The 3,616-nt window shown below is 64.3% G+C and carries 6 protein-coding genes; 3 read left to right on the top strand and 3 right to left on the bottom strand.

Annotated elements, in window-relative coordinates:
• Window positions 1-350, top strand: a 350-nt coding sequence (locus KBX08_RS32485; RefSeq protein ID WP_210787587.1) for a hypothetical protein, incomplete at its 5' end; no start/stop codon positions are given.
• Window positions 351-356: 6 nt separating this feature from the next.
• Window positions 357-1,211, top strand: coding sequence for a reverse transcriptase family protein (locus tag KBX08_RS32480; protein ID WP_210787586.1), 855 nt, complete (start codon window positions 357-359; stop codon window positions 1,209-1,211).
• Window positions 1,212-1,485: 274 nt separating this feature from the next.
• On the opposite strand, the gene KBX08_RS32475 is transcribed toward KBX08_RS32480, so the two are convergent.
• The 3 genes from KBX08_RS32475 to KBX08_RS32465 form a co-directional block, all read right to left on the bottom strand.
• Window positions 1,486-1,728 carry a hypothetical protein gene (locus KBX08_RS32475; RefSeq protein ID WP_210787589.1) on the bottom strand — a complete coding sequence of 81 codons (243 nt, stop codon included), beginning with the start codon at window positions 1,726-1,728 and terminating at the stop codon, window positions 1,486-1,488.
• Window positions 1,729-2,301: 573 nt separating this feature from the next.
• Window positions 2,302-2,499 (bottom strand): hypothetical protein, encoded by a 198-nt coding sequence (locus tag KBX08_RS32470; protein WP_210787585.1) that lies wholly within the window; start codon window positions 2,497-2,499, stop codon window positions 2,302-2,304.
• A 103-nt stretch (window positions 2,500-2,602) separates the two neighbouring features.
• Entirely contained in the window at window positions 2,603-3,088 is a 486-nt protein-coding gene (locus KBX08_RS32465; RefSeq protein ID WP_210787584.1) for a hypothetical protein, read from the bottom strand.
• A gap of 131 nt (window positions 3,089-3,219) precedes the next feature.
• Here KBX08_RS32465 and KBX08_RS32460 point away from each other — a divergent pair.
• Window positions 3,220-3,616 (top strand): hypothetical protein (locus KBX08_RS32460; protein ID WP_210787581.1); only part of this gene is annotated, 397 nt, incomplete at its 3' end.

Genomic DNA, 3,616 nt, shown 5'->3' with positions numbered 1-3,616 from the left:
CCCCTCACCTATACCGTCAGCGAGCGCTGCGCCTCGGCCGATCCGACGAGGTCATCGACGCTGTCGAGGTGGTAGCGGCACGGCTGCGCGCCCAGGGCATCGCCGTCGTGTTCACCCTCGGACACCTCGCGCGACGTAGCGGCTCGCCGTACGCGTACCTGCGTCGTGTGGTGGAAAGATCCATCGATCCCTATCACTCATTTGAGATCAACCGCCGTGCCGGGAAGAAGCCGCGGCTGATCTCCTCACCCAGCCCAATGCTAATCGATCAGCAGCGCACGGTACTCGCAAGAATACTGGACCAAGTACAGCCTCATCCAGCTAGCAATGCCAACCAGAGCGGCAGATAAATCCGCATGTGCGCCGATCAGCATCTCCGCGCCCGCTCGCTGATCAAGATGGACTTGCACAACTTCTTCCACACCATCGATGAGCGCCAGGTCTACCGAATCTTCGCTGATCTTGGCTACGCGCCCCTGCTGGCGCTTGAACTGGCCCGACTGTGCACCCGGCAAGCCCACAACGGTTTCCCGCACCCGACCCGCTTTCTGGTCCGACATCAGCGCCACTCGGCCATCCCGAACTATTCAACTGGGGCGATCGGGTTCGTTCCACAGGGAGCACCAACCAGTGGGGCCATCGCGAACCTCACGGTCCGGCCCCTGGACGAAGCGCTCGCAGCGCTCGCGTCGAAACACCGGCTGGTCTACACACGGTATGCCGACGACATCGTCCTCTCCAGCTCCGGACCCTTTGACCGGCGCATGGCGGCGTCCCTGATGCGCCAGGCCAGGCGTGAGGTCGCAGGTTGCGGGTTCGCCGTCCACGACAGAAAGAGCCGGCTGACGCCGCCCGGCGCTCGCCGCATCGTGCTCGGTCTGCTCGTCGACGGCGACCGGGTGCGATTGCCGAAAGAGATGAGGTCGCGGATCTCCACGCACATACACGGCATGGAGAAGTTTGGGCTGCGAGGGCACCAGATCGCCAGAGGCTTCCCCTCAGTGTTAGGCCTCGCCCGCCATGTCGACGGGCTGCTCGCGTTCGCCTCGGACATCGACCCCGGATGGACCGAAGACCTGCGTACGCGGTGGCGCCGCACCCTCCTTCGCGATGCGGCCGCTCTCGGGGCATTCACTCCGTCAGACGTGTATCGGCGCAGGGACGACATCGCCATCACCGCGTACGAGATCAAAAGAACACCTTTGGGATGACGATGATCTGTAGCCCCGCCTCCACGGTCAGCGCGCGATGGTTCGCATCGAGGCGCCTCACCTCACCGACGTGCAGATACCGCCCTCAGCTTCGGCTCACCATGGTTCGATTCAGCGAAATGGCCACGACAGGCGACCGAGCTCTGCGCGGCGTCGGCTGATTGTGCCGAGGGCTAGTCAGGCAGCTGACCTCTTCGGGGCACGTTGGCGTGTGCTGCAGATGCGGGGGCGGTGTCCGCTCATGCCGATAGCGAGCGGTAGGTGGGCTGGCGAATCAAGCAGCCCGGATGTCGAGCAGTTCGGGCGATGGAAGTTCATCTGGGTCCGTCTCCTCGATACCGGCCCACTCGATGCCGCCGAGGACTTCCCCCCGCTGATCGTCCTCGGTCCGCTCGCATCCCCATTCGGTGATCCGCGCAGCGGATCCGAGCGAGATCGGCGTACCCATGGATCTGGAGAAACTGCTGACCGAGCGGCTGACACTGGCGTTCGCGACGGTGGCCGGCACGCCGGTCAACCCGGTGATGCGACGCTCCCAGCGCGATCGACCGATGCGGCTGCGGGCGCCAGCACTGGTGCCAACCAAGAGACTGGGGGCGGCAGCTCACGATGGGCCGGCGGCCGGCGGCCCGGTGCGAGCCCGGTTTGGGGGGAGCAGATTGGGAGCAGCGGGGTGCCCTGAACAGCCTTGAACTGCTTCCAACGGCATCGAACGGCGTTCAACTGCACCCACCCCTGCCTGCGGCTTCTCGTTTCCGCAGGTCAGAGTCGGTGTGGCGTCCTGTTTCCCGCAGAGTGCTCTGCGGTTCTGGACTGCGATCGTCAGTGCTCTATGTCTCCTGGCAGGGGAGTGTGCGCAGGTCAAGGCGGTAAGGAGTCGTTGGTTGGCCTGGCCTTGCAAATGGGAGCAGATTGGGTGCAGGTTGGCGAAGTGGTCAACGCGTCCGAAGTGCTCACCGACACCGGGCATAGACGAGAGTTCTGACCTGCGGTGATGCGCTCAAGCGGTGCGGTGTGACCTCCCAGTGGATACCGAAGCGGTCAGGGTTCGCTGCTCCCAGCGTGGCCTGTGTCCCCGGGATCCCCGGGATTACGGGTCGTCGGTCGTCACAGGCCAGGCCTGCTCTGCAGCGCTGATCACGACGGGCGCTACTTCATTGAGGAACTCACCTTTGCTGATGCGGAGTCGATCCTCGCCATGCTGCGCGAGCTGTGCCCGCAGGTGGTCGACGGCCTCTTGCCGGTCTGGGTGCGGAACCTGGCCTACCGGCTGGTCCTCCTGCAGCATCCCGATGAGCCGGCGCTGTCGAGAGAAGCTGCTTACGAGACGTCCCTTAATGCCGAGCGCTGCCCTTCTGGTCGGGGGGGCGAATCGCAACACGGGGCGGACCTCAGCCCGCATCGCCTTGGAAGCTGATCTCGTAGATCAAAATTCCGGCGTCTTGGGCTGTGTAGCTCAACCGGAAGATCAGCCCCCAGGGATAGCGAGGATCACCGATGAGAAACTCACAACTGCCCGCGCCGGTGACTTTCAATGCGCAGTGATCATTCCACCGATACGAATAGGTTTCGGCGTGGCGGTTCTCGTGGACGAAGTTGTCCACCAGTTCTGCCTCTGCGAAGCGCAGCATTGTGCGGCGGTCGCCGATCTTCCACGCGTCGAGGAACGCTGTGATGGCAGCATCGATGGCAGCCGGAGATATCTGTGCCGGTTGGGGTGCGGACTCGGGCGATACGGTCGACGGGGCGGCGCCCGCTGGTCGTGGCGGGTCGTCCCGGCATCCGCTTGGCACCGCAGCAAGGATGATCAGCAGCGAGCCGATCACCCTGCGATGAGCGATCCGTGCTGTCGGCCGTTTGCCGATGAGCTCGTCCACTTCAAAAACGGTTCCCGATCTGCTGTCGGCTGTCAATCCGCCGAAAGGCCGAACCGCATCTATCGGGAAGGCGACAAGTTTTTCAGGTTCGACTCGATATTGTCTCGAACAGTGAATGACGAGGGGAAACGGTGACGGAGAACCGACTGACCGGAGGCACCATGGATGGTGCTCCTGCGGCCGTCGTCGGTACGCCGGCCGACCGGACGTGGATCACGCGCATCGCGGACCTGCTGGGAATCCCTGTCGTTGACGTCGCACCGGGAGATCATCGGATCCTTGTGGTTGCGTTGTCCGCCGCAACCGTCCAGGACACCTGGCTGGCGTCGTACGTTCGTCGACACCTCGAGGCGGGGGGCCGTGTCGTCCCCGTGGCGGTTGCTAGCGGTATCAGCCAGGTGCCCGAGGTCCTCGCCAGCCTGCACCGCGTGCCCGGCTACCGCCTCTCCGGCGAGGAACTGCGGGAACACCTTGCCCGAATTCTTAGTATTGACCCGGCCGACGCTGCGGCCTGGGGCAGCCTGGTTT

Source organism: Micromonospora sp. H61, from assembly GCF_018070325.1.
GTDB classification, from domain to species: domain Bacteria; phylum Actinomycetota; class Actinomycetes; order Mycobacteriales; family Micromonosporaceae; genus Micromonospora; species Micromonospora salmantinae.
Note: the sequence above shows the minus strand (reverse complement) of the source record. Positions and strands in the feature narration are given on the sequence as shown.

Coding starts and splice junctions, on each gene's coding strand:
- KBX08_RS32480 (WP_210787586.1), top strand. CDS start 357: ATGTGCGCCGATCAGCATCTCCGCGCCCGCTCGCTGATCAAGATGGAC.
- KBX08_RS32470 (WP_210787585.1), bottom strand. CDS start 2,499: ATGCTGCAGGAGGACCAGCCGGTAGGCCAGGTTCCGCACCCAGACCGG.